This is a genomic window from Streptomyces sp. MAI_2237, assembly GCF_054189285.1.
Genome location: NZ_JAJPGQ010000003.1, coordinates 1,869,401 through 1,893,436, shown reverse-complemented (window position 1 = coordinate 1,893,436; position 24,036 = coordinate 1,869,401). Strand labels below are relative to the sequence as shown.

At 72.7% G+C, this 24,036-nt stretch carries 24 protein-coding genes; 13 read left to right on the top strand and 11 right to left on the bottom strand.

Annotated elements, in window-relative coordinates:
- Positions 1-197: 197 nt before the first annotated feature.
- From LN251_RS19230 to LN251_RS19210, 5 genes are all read right to left on the bottom strand, one after another.
- Complete coding sequence (locus LN251_RS19230; protein ID WP_458245488.1) at positions 198-605, bottom strand: ATP-binding protein; 408 nt, start codon at positions 603-605, stop codon at positions 198-200.
- A gap of 128 nt (positions 606-733) precedes the next feature.
- A complete protein-coding gene (locus LN251_RS19225) occupies positions 734-1,126 on the bottom strand; it encodes a (deoxy)nucleoside triphosphate pyrophosphohydrolase (RefSeq protein ID WP_458245487.1) in 393 nt (130 codons plus the stop codon).
- A gap of 25 nt (positions 1,127-1,151) precedes the next feature.
- A complete protein-coding gene (locus tag LN251_RS19220; protein ID WP_458245486.1) occupies positions 1,152-1,343 on the bottom strand; it encodes an SPOR domain-containing protein in 192 nt (63 codons plus the stop codon).
- A gap of 304 nt (positions 1,344-1,647) precedes the next feature.
- Positions 1,648-2,400, bottom strand: a complete 753-nt coding sequence (locus tag LN251_RS19215) for a GntR family transcriptional regulator (protein WP_458245485.1) — start codon at positions 2,398-2,400, stop codon at positions 1,648-1,650.
- 147 nt (positions 2,401-2,547) lie between these two features.
- Positions 2,548-3,708 (bottom strand): DUF4190 domain-containing protein, encoded by a 1,161-nt coding sequence (locus LN251_RS19210; RefSeq protein ID WP_458245484.1) that lies wholly within the window; start codon positions 3,706-3,708, stop codon positions 2,548-2,550.
- A 144-nt stretch (positions 3,709-3,852) separates the two neighbouring features.
- On the opposite strand from LN251_RS19210, the gene LN251_RS19205 reads away from it, so the two are divergent.
- Positions 3,853-5,067, top strand: a complete 1,215-nt coding sequence (locus LN251_RS19205; protein ID WP_458245483.1) for a serpin family protein — start codon at positions 3,853-3,855, stop codon at positions 5,065-5,067.
- Positions 5,068-5,070: 3 nt separating this feature from the next.
- On the opposite strand, the gene LN251_RS19200 is transcribed toward LN251_RS19205, so the two are convergent.
- Positions 5,071-5,511, bottom strand: a complete 441-nt coding sequence (locus LN251_RS19200) for a MarR family winged helix-turn-helix transcriptional regulator (protein WP_458245482.1) — start codon at positions 5,509-5,511, stop codon at positions 5,071-5,073.
- A gap of 128 nt (positions 5,512-5,639) precedes the next feature.
- On the opposite strand from LN251_RS19200, the gene LN251_RS19195 reads away from it, so the two are divergent.
- Positions 5,640-6,617 (top strand): SMP-30/gluconolactonase/LRE family protein, encoded by a 978-nt coding sequence (locus LN251_RS19195; RefSeq protein WP_458245481.1) that lies wholly within the window; start codon positions 5,640-5,642, stop codon positions 6,615-6,617.
- Between the two features lie 3 nt (positions 6,618-6,620).
- Here the strand turns inward: LN251_RS19195 and LN251_RS19190 are convergent, their stop codons facing one another.
- Entirely contained in the window at positions 6,621-8,792 is a 2,172-nt protein-coding gene (locus tag LN251_RS19190) for a DEAD/DEAH box helicase (protein ID WP_458245480.1), read from the bottom strand.
- A gap of 590 nt (positions 8,793-9,382) precedes the next feature.
- Between LN251_RS19190 and LN251_RS19185 the strand changes: the two genes are divergently transcribed.
- From LN251_RS19185 to LN251_RS19140, 10 genes are all read left to right on the top strand, one after another.
- Entirely contained in the window at positions 9,383-11,041 is a 1,659-nt protein-coding gene (locus tag LN251_RS19185; RefSeq protein WP_458245479.1) for an FAD-dependent oxidoreductase, read from the top strand.
- 185 nt (positions 11,042-11,226) lie between these two features.
- Complete coding sequence (locus tag LN251_RS19180) at positions 11,227-11,751, top strand: hypothetical protein (protein ID WP_458245478.1); 525 nt, start codon at positions 11,227-11,229, stop codon at positions 11,749-11,751.
- Between the two features lie 116 nt (positions 11,752-11,867).
- Complete coding sequence (locus tag LN251_RS19175; protein ID WP_458245477.1) at positions 11,868-12,548, top strand: class F sortase; 681 nt, start codon at positions 11,868-11,870, stop codon at positions 12,546-12,548.
- 103 nt (positions 12,549-12,651) lie between these two features.
- Positions 12,652-13,749 carry a SchA/CurD-like domain-containing protein gene (locus LN251_RS19170; protein WP_458245476.1) on the top strand — a complete coding sequence of 366 codons (1,098 nt, stop codon included), beginning with the start codon at positions 12,652-12,654 and terminating at the stop codon, positions 13,747-13,749.
- Between the two features lie 61 nt (positions 13,750-13,810).
- The gene (locus LN251_RS19165) at positions 13,811-14,236 is read left to right on the top strand and encodes a cupin domain-containing protein (RefSeq protein WP_458245475.1); all 426 of its coding nucleotides are present in this window, start codon (positions 13,811-13,813) and stop codon (positions 14,234-14,236) included.
- Positions 14,233-15,501 (top strand): beta-ketoacyl-[acyl-carrier-protein] synthase family protein, encoded by a 1,269-nt coding sequence (locus LN251_RS19160; RefSeq protein WP_458245474.1) that lies wholly within the window; start codon positions 14,233-14,235, stop codon positions 15,499-15,501. The genes LN251_RS19165 and LN251_RS19160 overlap by 4 nt, the downstream gene beginning before the upstream one ends.
- Positions 15,498-16,739, top strand: coding sequence for a ketosynthase chain-length factor (locus tag LN251_RS19155; RefSeq protein WP_458245473.1), 1,242 nt, complete (start codon positions 15,498-15,500; stop codon positions 16,737-16,739). Before LN251_RS19160 ends, LN251_RS19155 begins: the two co-directional genes overlap by 4 nt.
- A 33-nt stretch (positions 16,740-16,772) precedes the next feature.
- Entirely contained in the window at positions 16,773-17,030 is a 258-nt protein-coding gene (locus LN251_RS19150) for an acyl carrier protein (RefSeq protein WP_351566307.1), read from the top strand.
- A 1-nt stretch (position 17,031) separates the two neighbouring features.
- Positions 17,032-17,511, top strand: coding sequence for an SRPBCC family protein (locus LN251_RS19145; protein WP_058923459.1), 480 nt, complete (start codon positions 17,032-17,034; stop codon positions 17,509-17,511).
- A 19-nt stretch (positions 17,512-17,530) separates the two neighbouring features.
- Positions 17,531-17,863, top strand: a complete 333-nt coding sequence (locus tag LN251_RS19140; protein ID WP_249834565.1) for a TcmI family type II polyketide cyclase — start codon at positions 17,531-17,533, stop codon at positions 17,861-17,863.
- A gap of 68 nt (positions 17,864-17,931) precedes the next feature.
- Here LN251_RS19140 and LN251_RS19135 read toward each other — a convergent pair whose 3' ends face one another.
- From LN251_RS19135 to LN251_RS19125, 3 genes are all read right to left on the bottom strand, one after another.
- Positions 17,932-18,960 carry a methyltransferase gene (locus tag LN251_RS19135; protein ID WP_458245472.1) on the bottom strand — a complete coding sequence of 343 codons (1,029 nt, stop codon included), beginning with the start codon at positions 18,958-18,960 and terminating at the stop codon, positions 17,932-17,934.
- A gap of 37 nt (positions 18,961-18,997) precedes the next feature.
- Entirely contained in the window at positions 18,998-20,053 is a 1,056-nt protein-coding gene (locus tag LN251_RS19130) for a right-handed parallel beta-helix repeat-containing protein (RefSeq protein ID WP_458245471.1), read from the bottom strand.
- Between the two features lie 101 nt (positions 20,054-20,154).
- Entirely contained in the window at positions 20,155-21,285 is a 1,131-nt protein-coding gene (locus LN251_RS19125) for a HesA/MoeB/ThiF family protein (RefSeq protein ID WP_458246753.1), read from the bottom strand.
- A 243-nt stretch (positions 21,286-21,528) separates the two neighbouring features.
- Here LN251_RS19125 and LN251_RS19120 point away from each other — a divergent pair, with 243 nt between their 5' ends.
- Positions 21,529-22,845, top strand: coding sequence for a M14 family zinc carboxypeptidase (locus LN251_RS19120; protein WP_458246752.1), 1,317 nt, complete (start codon positions 21,529-21,531; stop codon positions 22,843-22,845).
- Positions 22,846-22,870: 25 nt separating this feature from the next.
- Here LN251_RS19120 and ychF read toward each other — a convergent pair whose 3' ends face one another.
- Positions 22,871-23,959 carry a redox-regulated ATPase YchF gene (gene ychF / locus LN251_RS19115; protein WP_058923466.1) on the bottom strand — a complete coding sequence of 363 codons (1,089 nt, stop codon included), beginning with the start codon at positions 23,957-23,959 and terminating at the stop codon, positions 22,871-22,873.
- Positions 23,960-24,036: the final 77 nt, after the last annotated feature.

Below are 24,036 nucleotides of genomic sequence, written 5' to 3'. Positions count from 1 at the left end.
TATCCAGCACTACGGCGCCGCGCAACACGGTGTTCACGATCACAGCACGTTCCCGGCGGTTTTCGGTCCCGGCCGTGACAACACTTCCAGTCTTCTAACCAGCGGACACGGCGTCGAACCACACTCTCCGCCACCGGTCCGCGAGGCCCCGGTCCCGCGGTCGACACCCCGGGCGGCCGCGTACAGCGTCCGGACTCTCATCCGGGCACCGCCAGCTCGAACCACACCGTCTTGCCGGCGCCTCCGGGCCGGGTGCCCCAGCGGCGGGACGAGTGGGCGACCAGTTGCAGGCCCCGGCCGCTCTCGTCCTCGGGGCGGGCGGCGCGCTCACGGGGCAGGTCCGGGAGCGGGTCGGAGACCTCGACCAGGAGCACGCCGGGCAGGGCCGCGGGCCGGACGAGGCGGACCCCGATGGGGCCGGTGGCGTGCCGCAGGGAGTTGGTCACGAGTTCGCTGACCAGCAGGGCCGCGAGGTCGCCCAGGGTGTCCAGGTCCCAGTTGTGCAGTTGGCCGCGGACGGCGCTGCGGGCGGTTCTGACCGCGCCGGGCCGGGCGGGAAAGCTCCACTCGGCGCAGGCGCCTTCGGTGTCGATCACGCCGATCACTTCCCGGGCCGGACGCTCACCCCATGTCAGGTTTTCTTGGGGTTAATGGGCACATACCCGATATCGAGGAGCGAGTACCGTCCCGTGCGGCGCACGGTGGCACGAACGGCGTAGCGGAGGTGCGCGGCTCAGCCGCCGGTCACCTCGCGGACCGCCTCCACGTCCTGGTCGAGCCAGTCGACGTCCCAGATCTCGTCCGGGCCGAGCCAGCGCAGTGCGTCGTGGTCCTGGAGCGGCTTGGGTGCCGGGGAGCCGGGGACGAGACGGGCCGTCCAGACCTGGAGGACGTACGGCGGCTTCAGCGGCCACTCGCCCGGTACGCGCGCCAGGGCCTGTGCCTCGACGCCCAGTTCCTCGCGCAGTTCCCGCACCAGGGCCGCGTCGGGCGTCTCGCCCGGCTCCACCTTGCCGCCGGGGAGTTCCCAGCGCCCGGCGAGGGCGGGGGGTGCGCTGCGGCGGGCGGCCAGGAGGCGGGGGCCGTCGAGCAGGGCCGCGCCCACCACCACGATCCGATCCGTCATGCGCGGGAGCCTACGGCACCGGGGATCAGTGCACCGTGCTCGCTCCGTTCGGGCCGATCCGCTCGACCCAGTAGAGCTGTTTGTGGCCGCGGTCGTCGAGGCTGTCCGCGATCTTCTGGGCCTCGGCGCGGGTCGCGTACCGGCCCACTCGGTAGCGATTGCCGTTGTCGTCCTGTCGTATGACGAGCCAGGGAAGAGTGATCGTGCCGTCGTTCACCGCGCTCCACCGCCCCCGCCCGCTAAGGAAACCGCAATCCGCATATGCCCGAGCCTACGCCTTCGCTTCACGCAGCGAATACGGCTTTTCACAAAGAGGTACGCAACCGGCCAGACCGAAGGGGGCGCGCGACGCCGGATGCGCCGTCCGTGCGGGGCGACGCATCCGGTCAGGGGCATTGCGGGCAGGTACGGGGCCACCTGCGAGAACGGCCAGATTCCACCGGCATGCGGGCGGTCGTGAGCGCCGCCGGAGAGGGTCCCCGAGGGGGCGCTTCCGGCGGTAACAGCCGTAAAGGTGTGCGCTACTTCACCGGGAGGTGGTACGCGACCCGGTAGCGGTCGGCCGGGACGACCAGGTCGGCGGTCTCGACGGGGCGGCCCGAGGCGTAGAAGGTCCGCTGGACGACGAGGACGACATGGCCGGGGACGCCGCCGAGCGCGAGGAGTTCCTCGGCGAGGCCGGGGCGGGCGCCGACCTCCTCGGTGACGTTGTCCACGATCACGTCGATCGCCGCCATGCGCTCGACGACGCCCATGCCGCCGAGCGGGCCCTCCTCGGGCAGCATCACGGGGGTGCGGCCGGTGACCGCGAGGGGCTCCCAGGAGGTGGAGAGCATCATCGCCTCGCCGGCCTCCCGGAAGACGTACCGGGTGCACATCACCCGGTCGCCGGGCTTGATGGCCAGCCGCTCGGCGATCGCGCCGCCCGCCTCGGCCTGCTCGCTGCGGGACTCCCAGGTGCCGCGCGACTCCCCGTCGGCCTGCTCCTGCCGGAAGGGCGTCGCGCCGCCCGACGGACGGAAGCCGGAACGGGCGATGCTGCGGGGCACGGGCCGCTCGCGGACGTACGTGCCCGAGCCCGAGCGGCCCTCCACCAGGCCCTCGGCCATCAGCACCTTGCGCGCCTCCAGGGCGACGGTGTCCGAGACGCCGTACTCCTCGCGGATTCTCGCCTGGGAAGGGAGACGGGTGTGCGGTGGCAGTGAACCGTTGACGATCTTCTGGCGGAGATCACCCGCGACACGCAAGTACGCCGGCTGCTCACCGAAAGTCACTGGCCACTCCCATCAGGTTGTACAGACAGCAACAGCCTGGCAACCGTGGGTTCCGCCATGCAAGCAAAGGCCAGGGAATCACTCGATGTGATGACATGTATCGGGTGAGGGCTTTACGCAGGCACTTTCTCCCCGCTATGGCCGCGTTCACACCTCGAGCTCGGAAGCGTCTCCCCCGCCGTCCCTTCCGCCGTCGCCGGCCCCGCCCGAGGGCGGGGTGGTGGCGAGACCCAGAGCCTTGCGGGCGGTGACGGACCTGCCGGGGGTCGACAGCACCATGATCCGGTCGTAGGCGGTGTAGAAGCCGTCCGCGTCGGTCGCCGCGGCGGCCCGGGTCCACTGCTCGCGGATGGTCTCCACCTCCTTGGCGACGGCCGCGACCGGGCCCCTGGCACCGTCCGGCCAGGTGTGGCCGCGCAGCAGGCGGGACTCCTCGGCGAGCGCCCCCGCCATCCGCACGGCCCAGTCCGTGGCGGCCCGCAGATCGTCGTCCGGGTCGTCCACGGGCTGGGTGTCGAGGGCCTTGTTCTCGACGTCGACGGCCTGGAGGTAAGCGATCTGGTCGGCGTCCAGCGACCGCCTGTCGTTGCGCAGCGAGCCGGTCAGGCTCCCGCCGTCCTCGGTGCTGCCGAACACGCAGGTGACCTCCCGGTCGCCGTAGCGCCAGCTCTCCCGGGTCGGGGTGAGGTAGTACACGTCGACGTCGTCGGGCACGGCCCACACGTCCATGGCGTAGGAGTAGCGCAGCGCGTAGCAGCGGGTGTCGGCGACGTCGGTGACCTTCTCGTCCCCGGGGTAGGCGGCGGTGCCGGGCATCTTGAAGGCCGCGAAGACCTCGCCGTCGTGCTGTCCGGCGCAGGGCACCTTGTCGACGTCGTAGGCCACCCCCTCCAGGGAGCCGTCCGGCGCGTCGAAGCACTCGCCCTCGGTGAGGGTGTAGGCGCTGCCGTGGTCGTGCGCGGCCTCCTTGAAGCCGGACCAGAACTCGGAGATGCCGTTCGTGGCCAGGAGCAGGACCCACAGGGCGAGTCCGGCCGACGACAGGACCGACCCGGCGATCGCCATGCCCTTGCCCCGCTCGCCCTTCCTGCGGATCTGCCCGAGCGCGATCAGGCCGAACAGCAGCCCGAGGGCGGGGACGCAGCAGAGGATGCCCAGCACCAGGGAGGCGATGGCCAGGGAGTTGACCGGAGCGGGGCGGTTGTACGGGCTGTAGCCCTGACCCCAGGGCTGGTACGGGTACGGCGGCTGCGCGGGGGTGCGGGGCTCCTGGGGCTGGTGGGGCTCCGGGGGCGGCGGTATGGACACGGGTACCGTGCTCCTGGTTCGGGCGGCGCGGCGGGAGCTGCGCGGAGGGGTGCGGAGACGTACGCGGCGACCGGCCTTGCGGGAGCGGCGGCGGGAGCGGTGTACGGCTGGGCGCATGGTAAGCGCGGGGCTGACGGGGGCGGAATGCGGATCACGAATCGGACGATCCGGGCGGTCAACGACCTGACCGCGCGGTGGGCGGCGGTGGCGCCGGCCGGCACGGTGTTCTCGGCGGCCGGGGTGTGGCCGCTGCTCGGTCTGCTGGCCGACGGGGCCGGGGGTGCGGCCCGGACGGAGCTCGTGGAGGCGCTGGGCGTGCCCGACGGGCAGACGGGCCCGGCGGCACGGGAGTTGCTCGGGGCGCTCGGGGCGATGCGCGGGGTCGACAGCGCGCTCGGGCTGTGGACCCGGCGGACTCTGGAACTGCGGGAGCGCTGGGAGGCGGGGCTGCCCGTCGGGGCGCACGGCGCGCTCACGGCCGACCCGGTGGCCGACAAGGCGGCGCTGGACGCGTGGGCGGCCGAGCGAACGGGCGGGCTCATCAAGGCGATTCCGCTGCCGGTACGTGAGGACACCGACCTGGTGCTGGCGAGCGCGCTGGCGCTGCGGACCCGCTGGCTGCGCCCCTTCCAGGAGCGCATGACGGAGCCGGAGGCGGGTCCGTGGTGCGGGCGGACGCTGCTGGGGCTGTGCCGGCGCACCGAGGTGCTGGACCGGATCGGTGTGGCCGACACCCGGTGGGGGCACGTCACCGAGCTGAAGGTGCTGGGCGACAACGCCGTCGACGTCCATCTGCTGCTCGGGGAGGAGCGGATGACGCCCGGTCAGGTCCTGGCGGCGGGCGTGGACGTCCTGGCACGCCGGTGTCCGGTGCTGCCGGGGCCGGCGCTGCCGTACGGGGAGGCCGGGCCCGGGCTGCGCGTGGTGAAGGAGCGGTCCACCACGCCCGATCCCCCGTCGCTGGACGTGGAGACCGTGGCGTTCGAGGTGACGGCCGACCACGAGCTGCTGGCGCGGCCCGAGGTGTTCGGCCTGGCTACGGCGATGCAGGACGGCAGACCCGGCCCCTTCCCGGGCATCAGCGCCGACCCGCTGTTCGTCGCGTCGGCCCGGCAGTCGGCGATGGCCCGGTTCTACGCCCGTGGCTTCGAGGCGGCGGCGGTGACGGCCTTCGGCCTGGCGGGCGGCGCGATGCCGCGGCTCCGCTGGGCGACCACCGTCGTCGAGGCCGTCTACGACCGCCCCTTCGGCTTCCTCGCGCTGCACCGCCACTCACGGCTGGTCCTGGCGGCAGGGTGGGTGACGGACCCGGAGCCGTATCGGGAGGAGGACCCGGAGGACACCGGGGAGTATCGCTAGGGCCTAGGGCCGCTCCCTCTCCAGGAGTTCCACGCACCGCCCCAACAGGCCCGCCAGGGCGGCGCGTTCCTCGTCCGTGAACTCGGCAGCGAGCGCCCGCTCCACGCGTACGGCGCGGGCGTCGGCGTCGGCCATGACCGCGCGGCCCGCGTCGGTGAGGCGGGTCTCCAGCACGTTCCTGTGCCACTCGTGCGGGGTGCGCTCGATGAGGGCGCGGTCCTGGAGGTTGTTCAGGACGGTGTTCATCGTCGGCGGGGTGACGCCGCACAGGCGGGCCAGGGCCGCCGCCGAGATGCCGGGGTTCCCGGAGAGGTGCAGCAGCGCCGAGTACTGGGCGACGGTCACGCCCGCGGGTTTCAGGACCGCGGCCTTCGTCGCGTTGAGAGCCTGTTCGGCCCGCTTGATGTGGGAGCCGAGGCGCTCGGACACGGGCATGGACGTCATCTGCGCATGGTAACGGCCTCTTTCTGCGATGAGATCACGCTGTGTGATTAATACATTGACGGGCATTAGAGTTCTAACTTAGATTCGGGTCTTGAAGGTAGTGAGTATCCGAAGTGAGAGGCACCGACGTGTCCCGTTCGATCCATCGCCGTACCTTTCTGACCGGCACCGCCGCCGCGGCACTGGCCGTCACCGTGGCGGGCCCGGCCCGGGCGGCCGCCGCGCCGCGGATCTCCACGGCGTTCACGCTCCCCGACGACCGCGCCTATCCCGAGGGCATCGCACTCGACCCGCGCACCGGCGACGCGTACGTCGGCTCGTACAGGACCGGCGCGGTGTACCGGGCCGCGCGAGGCAGCCGCGCCGCCGAGGTCTTCCTCGCGGCCGGCGCGGACGGCCGCACCACCGCCAACGGCCTGAAGGTCGACCGGGCCGGGCGGCTGTGGGTCATCGACTCCACGGCCGGGGTGGACGTGTACGACCTGCCCGGCCGCACACCGCTCGCCCGGCTCACCGTCCCCGGCGCCGACCCGTCCTTCGTCAACGACCTGGCGATCGGGCCGGACGGCACCGCCTACCTCACCGACAGCTCCCGCCCCGTGGTCTACCGTGTCACCCCGGCGGACCTCGCCCGCGCCCGCCGTGGCGGCGCGACGCTGGACGCCGCCTACGACCTGAGCGGCGTGGCGGCCCCGGACGGCCTGTTCCTCAACGGGATCGTGGTCGATCCGTCGGGCCGGTACCTGTTCGTCGTCGGCATGACCGACGGCGGTCTCTACCGAGTGGACACCGCGAGCGGCGCCGTGCGCCAGGTCGCCCTGCACGGCGGCGACCTGACCCACGGTGACGGCCTGGAGTTGGCACACGGCACGCTGTGGGCCGCGCACAACGCGGTCGACGCCCTCAGCCGGTGGCGGCTGGCCGGGGACGGCTCCTCGGCGCGGCTGGAGCGGCGGTTCACCGACTCCGCGCTGCAGGTCCCGACCACGCTCGCCCGGCTCCACGGCCGGCTGCTGGTCGTACGGTCGCAGTTCGACAAGGGCGGCCCGATGGGTCCGGGCGTGCCCGAGGAGCCGTTCACCGTGGCCTGGGTGGACGGTATCTGACGGTCAGCCGGCCGGTTCGGCCGCCAGTCTGCGCTGCTCCTCCTCCACGATCCGGCGGGCGATGTCGGCGTCCGAGACGTCGATCGCGTCCGGGGTGGCGTCGGCGGTGTCGCTGCGGCGGGCGTAGGCGTCGAACAGGCGGCTCTTGTCGTTCAGGATGCGCAGAAGACGCTCGTCGACGCTGCCCGGCGACAACAGGCGGTGCACCTGGACCGGGCGGACCTGGCCCATGCGGTGGGCGCGGGCCACGGCCTGGTGCTCCAGGGTCGGCTTGACCTGCGGTTCGCACAGGATCACCACGGACGCCGCCTGGAGGTTGAGGCCGGTGCCGCCCGCCTCGATCTGTGCGAGCAGCACCGCGTGGCCGTCGGCCGCCGTGAAGTCGTCGACCAGGCGCTGACGGCGGGCGGCGGGCACGTGGCCCGCGATCGGGCCGAGAGCCGTGCCGTCCAGGGCCGACCCGACCGCCGCGAGCACGTCGCGGAAGTACGAGAACACGACCACCTTCAGGTCGTTCGCCTCCGCGTCCGCGACGAGTTCGCGCAGCCGCTGCAGTTTCGCGGACTTCTCCGGGGCGGCGTAGGCGGCCCGGCGCATCGCCATGAAGTTCCCCGCGACGACCGCCGCGCGGTAGGCGTCCTCGTCGGCCGCGCCGAACTCCTCCCACTCGTCCACGTGGAGCACGGCCGGCAGCTCGGTGAGCACGTCCTGCTGGTTGCGGCGCAGATAGGCGGGGGCGACGGCTCTGCGGAAAGCGTGCGGGCCGGCGACCGCGTCGCTGTCGCGGATGCCGGGGAGCAGGTCGGGCCGCAGTTGGCGGACGAGCGTGCGGAACTCCGCGACGCGGTTCTCCATCGGGGTTCCGGTGAGGAACAGCACGCGGTCGCAGGTTCCCGTCCAGGCGGCGAGCGACCTGGCGCGGCGGGTGTCGGGGTTCTTGACGTAGTGCGCCTCGTCCACGACGAGCATCCCGGGCCCGTCGCCGTCCGGCGCGGGCAGGGTGTGCAGCAGGTCGAAGGTGGTCAGGGCGACGCCGCCGCGCTCGCGCCACTCGGCGTACGCGTCCTGCCGGTCCGGGCCGTGCACGGGCACCGGCCGCAGGGTGCTGCGGGAGCGGATCTCCCGCGTCCAGTTGATCAGCACGCTCGCCGGGCACACCACCAGGAAGTGGGTGTGCCCCTCGGCCGCGAGGTGGGCGAGCGCGGCGATGGCCTGGACCGTCTTGCCCAGGCCCATCTCGTCGCCGAGGACGACGCGGCGCTGGGCGAGGGCGAAGCGGGCGCCGAAGGACTGGTAGCCGCGCAGGGAGACCCGGCGGTGGGTGTCGTCGAGCGGCTGGGCGCGGACCCGCTCGGCCACCTCCGAGGGCAGGAAGCCCTCGGCGGCCGCCTCGTCCGTACGGTGGGCGGAGACCTCGGCGAGCTGGCTGTAGTACTCCGCGGAGCGCAGCTCGAAGTCGACCCAGGCCTCGATCTCGGAGGCCGGTCCGCGCAGCAGGTCGGTCGAGGCCTGCGCCAGTTCCAGCCCGGTGCCCGCCGACTCCGCCTCGGCCGCCAGCGCGGACAGCCGGGTCGTCGCGGCGAGGGCGGCCTCCCTGCGGGACCGGCCGGCGAGTGCCAGACGGAGCCGGCCGGTGGCGGGGCGGGCGGCGGGCAGCAACTCGGCGAGTTCGCGGTCCAGTCGCCCGGCGGTGTCGACGGCCCTGCGCAGTTCCGGTCCGGCCTCGACGAGCCGGTGCAGGGCGACGACCAGGGCGGTGGTGCGGGGTTCGGGGCGGTCGACGTCGATGCGGACGGAGACGGTCTCCGCGACGGCCGCCGCGATCTGGTGGGCGGCGGCGAGGGCCTGGTCGGCGGTCTGGGCGCCGACCCCGGGGAGCCGGCGCAGTTCGTGCCGGCTCGCCTCGTGCACCGCCCGCACCGTCGTGAACCCGGCCGCCTCCACGGCCGCCAGCCGCAGCCTGCCCTCGGTGGCGTCCTTCAGCCGGGCCACCGGGATGGACTCCAGTTCGCGGGCGACCAGTTCGTCCTTCAGCGGCGCCAGGGCGGAGCGCACCGCCTCCAGAGCGCGGGCGTGATCGTCGAGTACGGCACGCGCCGCTTCGTACAGCCGCGTGCTCCGCTCGCAGACCTCCCTGGCCCGCCGCCCCACGGGCGCCGCCGGCTCCTCCCCCACGCCCACCGCGCCACCCCTCCCGCTCCGCCCGTCCCAGATGCCCACATCCTCGCACCGGTTTCCGACGACGAAGGCGGCCCGGGAGGCCAGGGGAGCCCGGGCCGTGCGATCAACTCCGGGGCGGCGCAAGGGAGGTCCTGCCGACCACGGCGACCACGGCGATCTCGACGACGCCGCCGGTGAGGACACCGTCCGCCTAGACCTCCCGGAGGCCGGGCCGCCCGGCCTCCGCCTCAAGTGCGTCGAGCGGGCGGCTCGGATCGTCCGGCCCGAGCGGTCCCTTGGCGGACACCGGGAGCTTCACCGCCATGCCAACGCCCCGGCGTCGAGGTCCGATCCGCCGCGGGCCCCGAGGCAGATCAGGCCCTCGCCGCCCCAACACCGTTATAGACAAGCCCACTTGGACAAGTCCCGCCCGGAGATCGCGGAGCACCTGCCGGTGTTGCGGGGAGCGCACGGCCTCCCCGCCGGCCAGGCGTGCGCGCCTGCGGACGGGTGAAATCTGACCCGTTGTCAGCTGTGCGGGGCATGGATGGAGGGCCGACCCCAACACGGCCGAGTCGGTGGAGACGACGCGCCGGAGGCGAGTGATGAACGAAGAAGCGGAAAAGACGGGTGCCCGCGTCCACAGGACGCCGGTCCTGATCGTCGGCGGTTCCCTGGTCGGTCTGTCGACGTCTGTGTTCCTCGGACGGCTGGGGGTGGAGCACACGCTGGTCGAGCGGCACGCCGGCACCTCGATCCACCCGCGCGGCCGCGGCAACAACGTCCGCACGATGGAGCTGTTCCGGGTGGCCGGCGTCGAGCCGGCGATCCACCGGGCGGCGGAGACCCTGGCCGGCAACCACGGCATCCTGCAGACACCGACGCTGGTCGGCGACGCGGGCGAGTGGCTGTTCCGGCAGATCGACCCGGGCGGCGGCCTGGCCCGGTTCAGCCCCAGCGGCTGGTGCCTGTGCAGCCAGAACGACCTGGAGCCGGTCCTGCTGGAGCACGCCCGGCGGCTGGGCGGCGATCTGCGGTTCGCCACCGAGATGATGTCCTTCGACGCAGGTCCGGACGGCGTGACCGCCGTGGTCAAGAGCCGCGAGACCGGCGAGCACACGACCTTCCACGCCGACTATCTCGTCGCCGCCGACGGCCCGCGCAGTCCGGTCCGCGAACAGCTCGGCATCGGCCAGAGCGGCCCGGGCGACCTGTTCCACAACGTCAGCGTCACCTTCCGCTCCCGTCGGCTGGCCGAGGTGGTGGGCGAGCGCCGCTTCATCGTCTGCTACCTGACCAGCCCGGAGGCGGACGGGGCGCTGCTGCCGGTGGACAACGTCGAGAACTGGGTCTTCCACGCGCCCTGGCACCCCGAACACGGCGAATCCCTCGAGGAGTTCACCGACGAGCGGTGCGTCGACCACATCCGGCGCGCCGTCGGCGTGGCGGACCTGGACGTGGAGATCACCGGGCGGGCGCCCTGGCACGCCGCCCAGCGCGTCGCCCGCAGCTACCGCTCGGGCCGCGTCTTCCTCGCCGGCGACTCGGCCCACGAGATGTCCCCCACCGGCGCGTTCGGCTCCAACACCGGCATCCAGGACGCGCACAACCTCGCGTGGAAGCTGGCCGCGGTGCTCGGCGGCTGGGCGGGCGAGGGGCTGCTGGAGACGTACGACGCCGAGCGGCGGCCGGTGGCGGAGGCGACCAGCGCCCGGGCCGCCGCGCGGTCGGCCGAGCACAGCCACCCCGGTTTCGCGCCGCCGCCCGGAGCGGGCGCCGGCGGCCCCCAGCGGGGCATCCTGAACGTGGCCCTCGGCTACCGCTATCCGCAGGGCGCCGTCGTCGGCACCGAGCCCGCCTCCCCGGTCGTCCCGGAGGGCCTCGTCCTGACGGGTGAACCCGGCAGCCGCGCCCCGCACATGTGGCTGCGTCACCACGACGAGCGGATCTCCACCCTCGACCTGTACGAGAAGTCCCTGGTCCTGCTGAGCGGGGCCGGCGCACCGGGCGGCTGGCACGAGGCGGCCGTACGGCTCGCCGCGCAGACGCCCGCCCCCCTCGTGTCGTACCGCGTGGGCACCGGGCCCGACGCCGAGCTGGTGCCCGAGGAGGGCACGGACTGGGCGCAGTGCCACGGCACGGAGCACGGGGGCGCCGTACTGGTCCGACCCGACGGGTTCGTGGCCTGGCGCTCGGCGGGCCCGGTGGACGACGCCGAGTCGACGCTGCGTCATGTCCTGACGGCGGTGACGGCACTGACCTGAGCTCGGGGCAGAAAGGGCCGGCCGGGCGGCGCGACACCGCCCGGCCGGCCCATGCCGTTCACCCGCGTGATCGTCTTGAGTGGTGGACGAGCGCCACCGCGCTGACGGTGGTTCACGTCGGGGCCGGGTCACCTCAGCTGACACCACGCCAGCTGCCCAAGGCCACGACGGAAGGAAATCCACCTATGCGCTCTGCTCGCATGCTCCTGGCCACCGCGGCGGCCTCGGCCGTCCTGGCGATCACCGCCCCCGGCGCCCACGCGGCCGACGGGGGCTGGAGTCCGGACAGCTCGTCGTCCTCCTCCACCGGCAAGGAGCACAACTCGTCCTCCTCCACCGGCAAGGAGCACGACTCCTCCTCCTGGAGCAAGGAACACGACAAGGACGGCAGCCACGACGGACCGCATGGTGGCATGCACACGGGTGGCGGGGCGCTGACCGCCGTGAAGGGCGACAACTGGGGCGGCGGCTCCTCCGACCCCCGGTTCGACCCGGACACCTACCGCGACCACGGCGGCGGCTCGTCGAGCGGCTCCGGCGACTCCAACGGCTGGCGCGGTGAGCACGACAAGCCGCACGGGGGCATGCACACCGGTGGCGGCGCGCTCGCCACGCCGACGGTGACCGCGGGCGGCCTGGCCGTCCTGGGTCTCGCCGGGGCCGGCCTCTTCGCGGCGCGGCGGAGGAAGACCGTCGCGACCCTGGCCTGAGCCATGCCGGACGCGATAGCGGCCCGGGCCGCCACACGCGCCCCCGTGGCGGCCCGGCCGCTCCCACCCCCGTCCCGTCCGCTCGACTGCCGTGTCCGAGTGAGGTGTTCTTCCCGATGGCAGCCCCTTCCTCTCCTCCCTCCGGCGACGACCCGGCCCCCGCCGCGAGCTCGCGCACGAGCCCCGTGATGATCTGGGCCGCGGCCGGGCTGCTCCTGGCCATCGCCCTGCTCACGGGCCACGACCCCGCGCCCGGCACCTCCCGCGCACCGCGCGCGGACCAGGCCGCCGTATCGGCCCCACCCGCCCGGGCGGCTCCCTCGGGGAGTTCGGCGGGACCGCATCTGCCCTGGTCGAGGCCGGTGCGTCTGCTCATCCCGAAGATCGGCGTGGACGCGCCCTTCACCGACCTGTCCATCGGCGCGACCGGGCAGCTCCAGCCGCCGCCGGCCGCCGACACCAACCTCGTCGGCTGGTACGCCGACGGCGCCGCGCCCGGGGAGACGGGCACGGCGGTGATCGCGGGGCACGTCGACACCAAGACGTCGGCCGCCGTCTTCGCCGACCTGAGCGAACTGCGCAAGGACGACGTCTTCTCCGTGGAGCGCGCCGACGGCCGTACCGCCACCTTCCGGGTCGACGACGCGGGGACCTTCTCCAAGGCGGACTTCCCCAGCGACCGCGTCTACGGCGACACCCCGCGGGCCGAGGCACGCCTCATCACCTGTGCGGGCGACTACGACCGAACGGTGCGTGACTACACCGACAACCTGGTCGTCTTCGCGCACCTGGTGTGAGCCACGGTCACCCGCGTAGTTCACGCGAGTCGCGCGCCGCACAGGACGGGCACAGGATCGAGAACGCCGAGAAGCAATCCCTCGAGAAGGAGATGTGCGCAGGATGACCACCACGTCCGAACGTGCCCCCCAGGCATCGCCCCGCGTGTCCCAGTCCGTGTTCGACGGCTCCCGCCTGCGGGTCGTGCTGCTCGTGGACGTCTACGACGGCGCCCAGCAGCAGTTCCTGGAGGCCTACGAGCAGCTGTGCCACCAGGTCGCCTCCGTCCCCGGACACGTCAGCGACCAGCTGTGCCAGTCCATCGAGAACCCCTCCCAGTGGCTGATCACCAGCGAGTGGGAGAGCGCCCCGCCGTTCCTCGCCTGGGTCAACAGCGAGGAGCACGTGCGGATGGTGGAGCCGCTGCACAGCTGCGTGCGGGACACGCGGTCGCTGCGCTTCCACGTCGTCCGCGAGACCGGCGGACCCGCCGCGGACGACGAGCGCCGGCTGCAGAGCATGCCCCGCATCGGCGACGGTGTGATCCGGCACGCGCTCACCTTCACCGTCAAGCCGGGCAGCGAGGCGCAGGTCAAGAAGATCCTCGCCGACTACGCCTCCCCCGAGCCCCGGGTCGACGACAACACCCGGCTGTGCCGTACGTCCCTGTTCATGCACGGCAACCGGGTGGTGCGGGCCGTCGAGGTCAAGGGCGACCTGCTCGCCGCGCTGCGTCACGTCGCCCGCCAGCCCGAGGTCCGCGCCGTGGAGGAGGCCATCAACCCCTATCTGGAGCAGGACCGGGATCTCGACGACCCCGAGTCGGCCCGGATGTTCTTCACCCGTGCGGCCCTGCCCGCCGTGCACCACGTGACGGCGGAGGCGCGGAACACGCCCGTCGAGCGGCACGCCCTGTACTACCCGGCCCGTCCGGGACACGGGATGCGGCTGGCCGAGGTGCTCGCCCGGCAGGACGCGACGGCGGCGGACGACCCGCACGGCCCGGTCGTGCGCAGCACGATCTTCCAGAGGGACGACATCGTTGTCCGGCTGATCGACGTCCGCGGCGCGCTCGACACCGCAGTCCCCGCGCCGTTCCTCGGCCTGTCCGACCCCGGGCAGGTGACCGAGCTGACCACGTTCCCGGACGGCGACCCGGCGCGTGTGCTCGAGGCCGCGCGCATGGACCTCGTCACCGACCGCCGTTCGCCCGACGCCTGACCCGTCGGCCGCGACGGCCAGTCCCCCACCCGCCCGTGCAGCGCATGATCGGAGCACTGTCGTGACCACTTCCCGTCCCAGAATCGTGGCTCTGAGCGAGATCGAGCCCAACACCCGGCGTGGCGGCGATCTGCGCGCCCTGCTCACCCCCGCCACGGTCGGCTCGACCAGCGGTTTCATGGGTGTGGCCATCGTGCAGCCCGGCGACCGCATCGGTGAGCACTACCACCCGTACTCCGAGGAGTTCGTGTACGTCCTGTGCGGGCAGCTGGAGGTGGACCTCGACGGCGAGGCCCACCCGCTGCAGCCCGAGCAGGGACTGATGATCCCCGCCCACATGCGCCACCGCTTCCGCAACGTGGGCAACGTCGAGGCCCGTCTCGTCTTCCACCTCGGCCCGCTGGCGCCGACCCCGCCGCTCGGGCACGTGGACACCGAGGAGACGGACTCCGCCCCGGTGGCCGGACGAGATCGGGTCGCGTCATGAGCCGGCGTGTCGCGGTCACCGGCATAGGCATCGTCGCACCCGGCGGCATCGGCGTACCGGCGTTCTGGAACCAGCTGGCCGAGGGGCGCACCGCGACCCGGGGCATCACGTTCTTCGACCCGTCCGGGCTGCGGTCGCGGATCGCCGCCGAGTGCGACTTCGAGCCCGGCGCGTACGGGCTGGACCCCGAGCAGGTCGCGCGCTGCGACCGCTACATCCAGTTCGCCCTGGTGGCGGGCGAGGAGGCGGTGCGGGACGCGGGTCTCGACCTCGGCCGGGAGGATCCCTGGCGGGTCGGGGTGTCGCTCGGTACCGCGGTCGGCGGCACCACCCGGCTGGAGCACGACTACGTCCTGGTCAGCCACCGCGGTCAGCGCTGGGACGTCGACCACCAGGAGGCCGGCCCGCACCTGCAGCGCGCGTTCGCGCCGAGCACTCTCGCCGCGACGGTGGCGGAACGGTTCGGCGCGGGCGGGCCGGTGCAGACGGTCTCCACGGGCTGCACCTCCGGCCTGGACGCGGTGGGCTACGCCTTCCACACCATCGAGGAGGGCCGGGCCGACATCTGCATAGCCGGCGCCTCGGACTCGCCGATCTCCCCGATCACCATGGCGTGCTTCGACGCGATCAAGGCCACCTCCCCCAACAACGACGACCCGGCCCACGCCTCCCGCCCCTTCGACGCCGAGCGCAACGGCTTCGTCATGGGCGAGGGCGGCGCCGTACTCGTCCTGGAGGAGCTGGAGCACGCGCGAGCCCGAGGGGCGCACGTGTACTGCGAGCTCAGCGGCTACGCCACCTTCGGCAACGCCTACCACATGACCGGTCTGACCACCGAGGGACTGGAGATGGCCCGCGCCATCGAGGACGCCCTCGACCACGCCCGGCTCGATCCGACGGCGATCGACTACGTCAACGCGCACGGGTCGGGCACCCAGCAGAACGACCGGCACGAGACGGCGGCGGTCAAGCGGGCGCTGGGCCCGCACGCCTACGACACCCCGATGAGCTCCATCAAGTCCATGGTGGGCCACTCCCTGGGCGCGATCGGCGCGATAGAGGTCGTCGCCTGCGTGCTGGCCCTGGCCCACCAGGTCGTACCGCCCACCGCGAACTACGAGACCCCGGACCCCGAGTGCGACCTGGACTACGTCCCGCGCACGGCCCGCGAACGCCGGCTGGACAGCGTGCTGTCCGTGGGCAGCGGGTTCGGGGGCTTCCAGTCCGCGGTGGTCCTGTCCCGGTCGAGGGAGCCAAGACGATGAGCGAACCGTATCCACGGCGTGCCGCCGTCACCGGAATCGGCGTGGTCGCGCCCAACGGCGACGGCACGGACGCCTTCTGGAAGTCCACCGAGGCGGGTCTCAGCGTCCTCGGCCGGGTCACCCGCGAGGGCTGTGAGCACCTGCCGCTGCGGGTGGCCGGTGAGATCCGGGACTTCGAGGCCACCACGGCGGTCGAGGAGCGGTATCTCGTGCAGACCGACCGCTTCACGCACTTCGCGCTGGCCGCCGCCGACCGGGCGCTGGACGACGCCGGGCTCGGCCGGGCCGACACCGACGAGGCCCCGTTCTCGGTCGGCGTGGTCACCGCGGCCGGTTCCGGCGGCGGCGAGTTCGGCCAGCGGGAACTGCAGCAACTGTGGGGCAAGGGCAGCCGGTTCGTCGGCCCGTACCAGTCGATCGCCTGGTTCTACGCCGCCAGCACAGGCCAGATCTCCATCCGCCGCGGCTTCAAGGGCCCCTGCGGTGTGGTCGCCTCCGACGAGGCGGGCGGCCTGGACGCCCTGGCGCACGCGGCACGCGCGGTGCGCCGTGGCACCGACGTGCTGGTGGCAGGCTCCACGGAAGCGCCGCTCGCCCCCTACTCGGTGGTGTGCCAGCTCGGTTATCCGGAGCTGAGCACCGAGGAGGACCCGACCCGCGCCTACCGCCCCTTCACCTCCGCGGCCTGCGGGTTCGTGCCCGCCGAGGGCGGCGCGATGCTGGTGGTGGAGGACGAAAGGGCGGCCCGCGAGCGCGGTGCCGAGGTGCGGGCCCGGATCGCCGGGCACGCGGCGACGTTCACCGGGGCCGGCCGCTGGGAGCGGTCGCGGGAGGGGCTCGCGCACGCCATCCGCGGCGCCCTGGCCGAGGCCCGCTGCGCGCCGGAGGAGATCGACGTGGTCTTCGCCGACGCCCTGGGCGTGCCCGAGGCCGACCGGGCCGAGGCCCTGGCGATCGCCGACGTGTTCGGCGCGCACGGGCGGCGGGTGCCGGTCACCGCGCCCAAGACCGGGATCGGCCGGGGTTACGGGGCCGCGCCCGTGCTGGACGTCGCGGCGGCGGTGCTGGCGATGCGCCACGGCGTCATCCCGCCCACCCCGAACGTCTTCGACGTCTGCCACGACCTCGACCTCGTGACCGGCACGGCCCGCGCCGCCGAGCCACGCACGGCGCTGGTCCTCAGCCGAGGGCTCATGGGGTCGAACTCGGCGCTCGTGCTGCGGCACGGCGCCGCCTGAGAAACCGTCACAACAGCGAAGGAGAACCACCGCATGAGTGACCGCATCACCGTGGAAGAACTGTCCGAGCTGATGAAGAAGGCAGCCGGCGTCACCGTCGCACCCGAGGAGCTGCAGCGGGGCTACGACTCCGGCTTCGACACCTTCGGCATCGACTCGCTCGGGCTGCTGGGCATCGTCGGCGAGCTGGAGAACCGCTACGGCACGCCGATGCCGCCGGACGCCGAGCGCAGCAAGACGCCCCGGCAGTTCCTCGACCAGGTCAACGGCGCCCTGCCGGCGGGGGCGTGACATGACCGGACACACCGAGAACGAGATCACCATCGCCGCGCCGCTGGACCTGGTGTGGGACATGACGAACGACGTGGCCGGCTGGCCGCGGCTGTTCAGCGAGTACGCCTCCGCCGAGATCCTCTCCCGGGAGGGGAACAAGGTCACCTTCCGGCTGACCATGCACCCCGACGACAACGGCAAGGTGTGGAGCTGGGTCTCGGAACGCGAGGCGGACCGCGACACACTCACGGTCCGGGCCCGCCGGGTCGAGACGGGGCCCTTCGACCACATGAACATCGTGTGGCGGTACGAGGAGGTCCCGCAGGGCGTGCGGATGGTCTGGACGCAGGACTTCGCGATGAAGCCCGAGGCGCCGGTCGACGACGACTGGATGACCGACAACATCAACCGCAACTCCAAGGTGCAACTGGCGCTGATCCGCGACCGCATCGAGAAGACGGCGGCCGAGCAGGGCCTCACGCCCGGCCTGACCGACTGACCCGGACGGAGAACCTCCCATGCACCAGGCGCTGATCGTCGCCCGGATGGCCCCGGGCTCGGCTCCGGACATCGCCAAGATCTTCGCGGAGTCCGACCGGGGCGAGCTGCCCCACCTCGTAGGAGTCGTCCGGCGCAGCCTGTTCCAGTTCGGCGACGTGTACATGCATCTCGTGGAGTCCGAGCGCGATCCCGGACCCGCCATCGCCAAGGTCGTCGACCACCCGGAGTTCCGGGACGTCAGCGAACGTCTCGCCTCGTACGTCAGCGCGTACGACCCCGAGACCTGGCGCTCCCCCAAGGACGCCATGGCCCAGCGCTTCTACCTCTGGGAGCGCGACCCGGCCGGCTGACCACGCACACACACCGGTCGCCGGACCCGCGGCGCTGCGGGTCCGGCGACCGGTGTGTGTGGGCCCGGTCAGCCCGGGACGTGGCAGTCGAAGGCGTGCAGGTAGGGGTTGACGGGGCTGATGTCGTCGATGACCAGCCCGGCCGCGGTGATCCGGTTCACCATGCTCTCGGTGGTGTGCTTCGCCCCACCGACGTTGAGCAGCAGCAACAGGTCCATGGCGGTGCTGAACCGCATGGAGGGCGTGTCGTCGACCAGGTTCTCGATGACCACGACCCTGGCCCCGGGCCCGCCGGCCTCGCGGACGTTGCGCAGGAGACGGGTCGTGCTCTCGTCGTCCCACTCCAGGATGTTCTTGATGATGTACGTGTCGGCCTTGACCGGCACCGACACCCGGCAGTCGCCGCCCAGGATCTGCACCCGCTCCGCGAGCGCACCGCCCTCCCGAAGCCGGGTGTCGGCGTTCTCCACCACCTGCGGCAGGTCGAGCAGGGTCCCCCGCATCGACGGGTACTTCTCCAGCAGGCTCGCCACGACGTGCCCCTGGCCGCCCCCGAGGTCGGCCACCGACGAACTCCCGGACAGATCGAGGAGTTCGGCGACCTCCTTCGCGGACTGCACGCTGGAGGTGGTCATGGCGCGGTTGAAGACGTCCGCGGACTCGGGCGCGTCCTCGTTGAGGTACTGGAAGAACTCCTTGCCGTACAGGTCCTGGACGACGTTGCGTCCGCTGCGCACGGCCTCGTCCAGCTTCGGCCATGCGTCCCAGGTCCACGGCTCGGTGCACCACAGGGCGATGGCGCGCAGGCTGTGCGGGTCGTCCTCGCGCAGCAGCCGGGAGACGTCGGTGTGCGCGAACGTCCCGTCGGGCCGCTCGGCGAAGACGCCGTAGCAGGAAAGGGCCCGCAACAGCCGCCGCAGCGGCCCGGCTTCGGTCTTCACCGCGGCGGCGAGGTCCTCGGCGGCCATCGGGTCCTCGCCGAGGGCGTCGGCGACGCCGAGCCGTGCCGCGGCGCGCAGGGCGGCGGCGCAGGCCGCCCCGAAGACGAGTTCCCGCAGCCGCATCGAGGGCGGTGGGGCGGTCCGGGCGGTCGTCATGCGCCGCCCTCCTTCCTGGAGTCGGTCGGGACGGCGGTCAGCACAGGCCCGCGGGCCGGGACGCCCGGCAGTTGTTGCCCTCGAAGGTGTTGCCCTTGCCGGGGTCGCCGTTGACGAGGTCGGCCGGGGCGTTGCCCTGGAGCACGTTGTCCTTGATGCGGTTGTTGTCGCTGGTGGCGCCCACCAGGCTCTTGAACAGCACGATGCCGCCCGACAGCGGCGAGTCGCCGGCGTTCTCGCGGATCGTGTTGTGGGTGACGAGGGTGCTCTCGGCGCCGGTCAGGACGATGCCGGAGCCCTGGAGTGCGGGCAGCCGAGCCGTCTTGGGGCACGACTTGTTGTTGCGCACGACGCGGTTGTCGCGGACGGTCAGGTCACCGGCCTTGGGCGTGTTCTCGTCGCCGACGATCATCACGCCCGCGCAGTTGCCGGTGAGGTGGTTGCCGGCGACGGAGAGGTCGCGCAGGCGGCGGACGGTGATGCCGATCCGGTTGCCCTGCAGGCGGTTGTGCTCCACACGGGTGCCGTGGGTGTCCGCGGCGCCCGCCTCCCGGGTGATGGTGTTGGCGAGGAAGAGGCCCGCGTCGCCGTTGTCCCGGGCGGTGTTGGAGCGGATCACGCTGCGCACCGAACCCTCCTGGGCGATGCCCCACACGGCGTTCTTCACCGCGGTCACGTTCCGCACGGTCAGGCGGTCGGTGGCCATGGCGAAGACGCCGCTGTGGCCGAAGCCGGTGACCGTCAGGTCGGCCACGGTGACGCCCTGGAGGTCGTGACCCTTGGCACCGATCACGCAGATGCCGTTGCCGCGGGACGCGCAGGCGCCCGTCTTGTCGGTGCCCGGTTCGACGACCGTCTCACGGCCCGTGCCGCGCAGGGTCAGGTGAGGCGTCGTCACCTTGACGCTCTCGTGGTAGGTGCCGGGGGTCACCAGCACGGTGTCCCCGGGGGCGGCGGCGTCCACCGCCTTCTGGATGGACTGGCCGGGGAAGACCAGGTGGATACTGGGTACGGAGTCCGGCGGGGCGGCGCCGAGGCCCGCTCCGAGGATCGCTGCGGTGCACGCCAGATACGCGATGCGACATTTAGTCATATTCCACACGTTATGACCGGATGGCTCGCGGGCGGGTGCGATGGGCCATCCGGAGGCGTGTCACGCGCGCCGCGACCGCGGCCGCACCGATCCGTGCGGATTCAGGTCCCGCAGGCCGGGCAGTCGGCGCGTCGCTCCGAGCCCTGCGCGATCGCCTCGCCGGGCACCATGAGGTTGAGGCCGAACCGGCAGCCGGGCTCGACCGGCGGTATCCCGCACAGCAGCATGATCGCCGCATGGGCCAGCAGACCGCCGGACAGGCTCGCGGTCACGGCGTTGACCGGGTTCCACGGCATCCGGGGCGAGGCGGTCTCCTCGTCCTGGCCGGGCGCGAGACGCAGGTCGCGGCGCTCGATCTCGGCGCTGCGCAGACACTCCCAGCAGGCGCCCCGGCCGGGCGCGAACACTCCGACGCTCACGAGCGGCCCGCGATAGCCGGCCTCGGCCCACGGGGTGCCGGAGGCGAGGCAGACCTGATTGGCCCAGCGCCGGATCACGGGCGGGCGGTCGGCGGCCAGGAGGAGCAGGTCGTAGCGCGGACCGCCGCCGGTCAGGAGGTCCTCGAGGTCCGACGGGCCGCGCACCTCTCCGCGCTCCCCCGTGACCGTCGTGTCGGAGTTCAGGGCGCGCAGTGCCGTCAGCGCCGCGTCGAGCTTGGGTGTGCCCAGGTCGGCTTCGCGGAAGAGGGTCTGGCGGTTGAGGTTGGACAGTTCGACGACGTCCGGCTCGACGCAGTGCAGCAGCCCCACTCCGGAGGCCACCAGGTCCCGGGCGGCGGCCGAACCGGTGCCGCCGAGGCCGACCAGCAGGACGCGGGAGCGGCGCAGTCTGAGCTGCGGCTCCCAGGCGCTCGTCCTGGGCGACAGGTCCATCCAGCGCAACAGGGTCATGCCCCGGCCATAGCGCTCCCGTTCCCGCTCCGACAGCTCCGCCGGCGGCGCGGCACCGGCGTCCTCCACGTATCCGGCCGTGGTCAGGTCCGTCATCGCCTGGGTGATGTCCGGTTCCGGCAGCCGCAGTTGCGGATGGCGGCGGGCGACCTCGGCGACGACGTCCGCGGCGCTGCGCGTGCCGTCCATGGCCTCGACCAGCGTCCACACCCAGCCGTCGGGATCCTTGACCTCGGCGCCGACGCCGTGGACGACGCTCCCGATCCGCACGTTGCCGTCGACGGTCCGGTAGGCCCGGTGCTCCGGCTTGATCCGGGGCCGCCGCATCGCGTGCACGGTCATCTTCACGCCAATCTCGTCAGCCCCAACTCGACTGCGGGCAACGAACATTGACAACAATCGTCCGACTGACCAACTCTGGCAAGAGCACGTCGGACCACCGCAGGCCACAGCCATCGTCAGGAGGACACGGCATGCCGAACAAGATCGAGATCCGCCCGCTGGACAAGAAGGAGACCACCGGCGAGTCCGGTGGCAACGGCGGCGCCTGAGCGGACGCGGACGATGGACCGTTCCGAGACGGTCGTGGACCGTTACCCGACGGTCGAGGAAGTCACCGATGCGGCGCGGCGGTTGGTGTCCCGGTTCCCCGGTGCCGCCGGCCGGCTGCGTCGGATCGGCACGTCCCGTGCGGGCCGCCCGATGACGATGCTGTCCCTGGGACGCGGGCCGCGTCATGTCCTGGTCGTGGCCGGGCCGCACCCGGACGAGCCGGTGGGACCCGCCACCGCCCTCGCGCTGGCGGAGTGTCTGGCACGCGGCGACCGGCCGTGCGCGGCGACCGACCTCTCCCTCGTCACCTGGGACATCGTCCTGTGCCTGGACCCGGACGGCGCCGCGCTGAGCCGGGAGGTCCAGGAGGCGACGACCGGCCCGGACCACACCCTGGCCGGCTACTACCGCGCCGCCTACCGCCCGGTCGCGGCGGAACAGCCCGAGTGGGCGCCGATCGAGGCGCGTCGGCTCCCCGAGAGCGCCGCGCTGTTCGCGGTGATCGACGAACTGCGTCCCGTGCTCCAGTGCTCCCTGCACAGCGTCGAAGCGGGCGGCAGCTGGGTGCAGTTGACCCGGGACCTGCCCGAACTCGCCACGCCCTTCCAGGCATCGGCCGCGCAGCTCGGCATCCCCGTCCAGCTCGGCACGTTCGACGCCCTGTACTGGGAGAACCCGAGCCCCGGGATCCACGTCCTGCCTCCGCCGGACAGCACCGCCCGGCTGGCGGCCGGCTCCGAGAACATCGGGCTGTCCACCTGGTGCGCGCCCCAGCGCCACGGGGGTCTCACCGCGATCGTCGAAGTACCCATGTGGGCGAGCGATCTCGCCGACGACGCCTCGCCCCACCCGGAGGCCGCCGCCGCGCTGCGCGACCTGGCCGGCCTGCTCCGGGACGGCGGCCGGCAGGTGACCGCCGTCCTCGACAAGGCACGGGCCTTCCTGCCCCCGCCCGAGGAGAGCGGGCCCCGCCGGGTGCTGGAGTGGATGGCCGGCGGCCTCTACGACCTGGTCGCCGAGTCCTGGCAGCCCCTGGCCCGGCAGGCTGCCGAGGTCACGCGGCCCGCGCTGAGCAGGGCCCAGGTCTCGGCCCTCGACATCGTGGCCCGGCGGCAGCCGCTGCGGGCGGCGGGCCTCCTGCTGCGCCTGCTGAGGACGGCGGACGACCCGGCCGCCCCCGGCCTCCACCACGACCTGGACGAACTCTTCACCACCTGGTGCGCGGACTTCGAGAAGTCCCTGTGCCTGCGCTGGGTCCCCGTCCACCACCAGGTCGCCCACCAGACCCGCACGGTACTGGCGGCAGCCGAGGCCGCCCTGGGGAAACCGGCTGGCCCGCCCCGCCGATGATCCCGCGGCCCGGCCCCCGTCGCGGTCAGACGTTGAAGCGGAACTCCACCACGTCGCCGTCCTGCATGACGTAGTCCTTGCCCTCCATGCGGGCCTTGCCCTTGGCGCGGGCCTCGGCGACCGAGCCGGTCTCCACCAGGTCGGCGAAGGAGATGACCTCCGCCTTGATGAAGCCCTTCTGGAAGTCGGTGTGGATGACTCCGGCGGCCTCGGGGGCGGTGGCGCCCTTCTTGATCGTCCAGGCGCGGGATTCCTTGGGGCCGGCCGTGAGGTAGGTCTGCAGGCCGAGGGTGTTGAAGCCGACGCGGGCGAGGGTGGCGAGGCCGGGCTCCTCGGCGCCGACGGACTCCAGCAGCTCCAGGGCGTCGGCCTCGTCGAGCTCGGCGAGGTCCGCCTCCAGCTTGGCGTTGAGGAAGATCGCCTCGGCGGGGGCGACCAGGGCGCGCTGCTCGTTCTTGAAGTCGTCGTCGACCAGTTCGTCCTCGTCGACGTTGAAGACGTACAGGAAGGGCTTCGTCGTCAGCAGGTGGAGGTCGTGCAGGGGCTCCGCGCGCTCGCTGCCCTGGACGATGCCGTGCGCGAAGAGCGTGTCTCCCTTCTCCAGGATCTCCTTGGCCTCCTCGACGGCCTTCACCTTCGGCGCGACGTCCTTCTTGATCCGCGACTCCTTCTGCAGGCGCGGCAGGACCTTCTCGATGGTCTGCAGGTCGGCGAGGATCAGCTCGGTGTTGATCGTCTCGATGTCGTCCTTCGGCGAGACCTTGCCGTCGACGTGCACGACGTTCTCGTCCTTGAAGGCGCGGATGACCTGGCAGATCGCGTCGGACTCGCGGATGTTCGCGAGGAACTTGTTGCCCAGGCCCTCGCCCTCGCTCGCGCCGCGCACGATGCCCGCGATGTCGACGAAGTCGACGGTCGCCGGGAGGATGCGCTGCGAGGAGAAGATTTCCGCCAGTTTCGTCAGCCGGGCGTCGGGGACGCCGACCACGCCCACGTTCGGTTCGATCGTGGCGAACGGGTAGTTGGCCGCGAGCACGTCGTTCTTGGTCAGGGCGTTGAACAGGGTCGACTTGCCGACATTCGGCAGACCGACGATTCCGATCGTGAGCGACACGTTGCGACTTCCCGTACGTGAGAGGAGAGGACTGGAGGGGCTGGGCCGATCCACCAGTCTACGGCGTGCCGCACCAC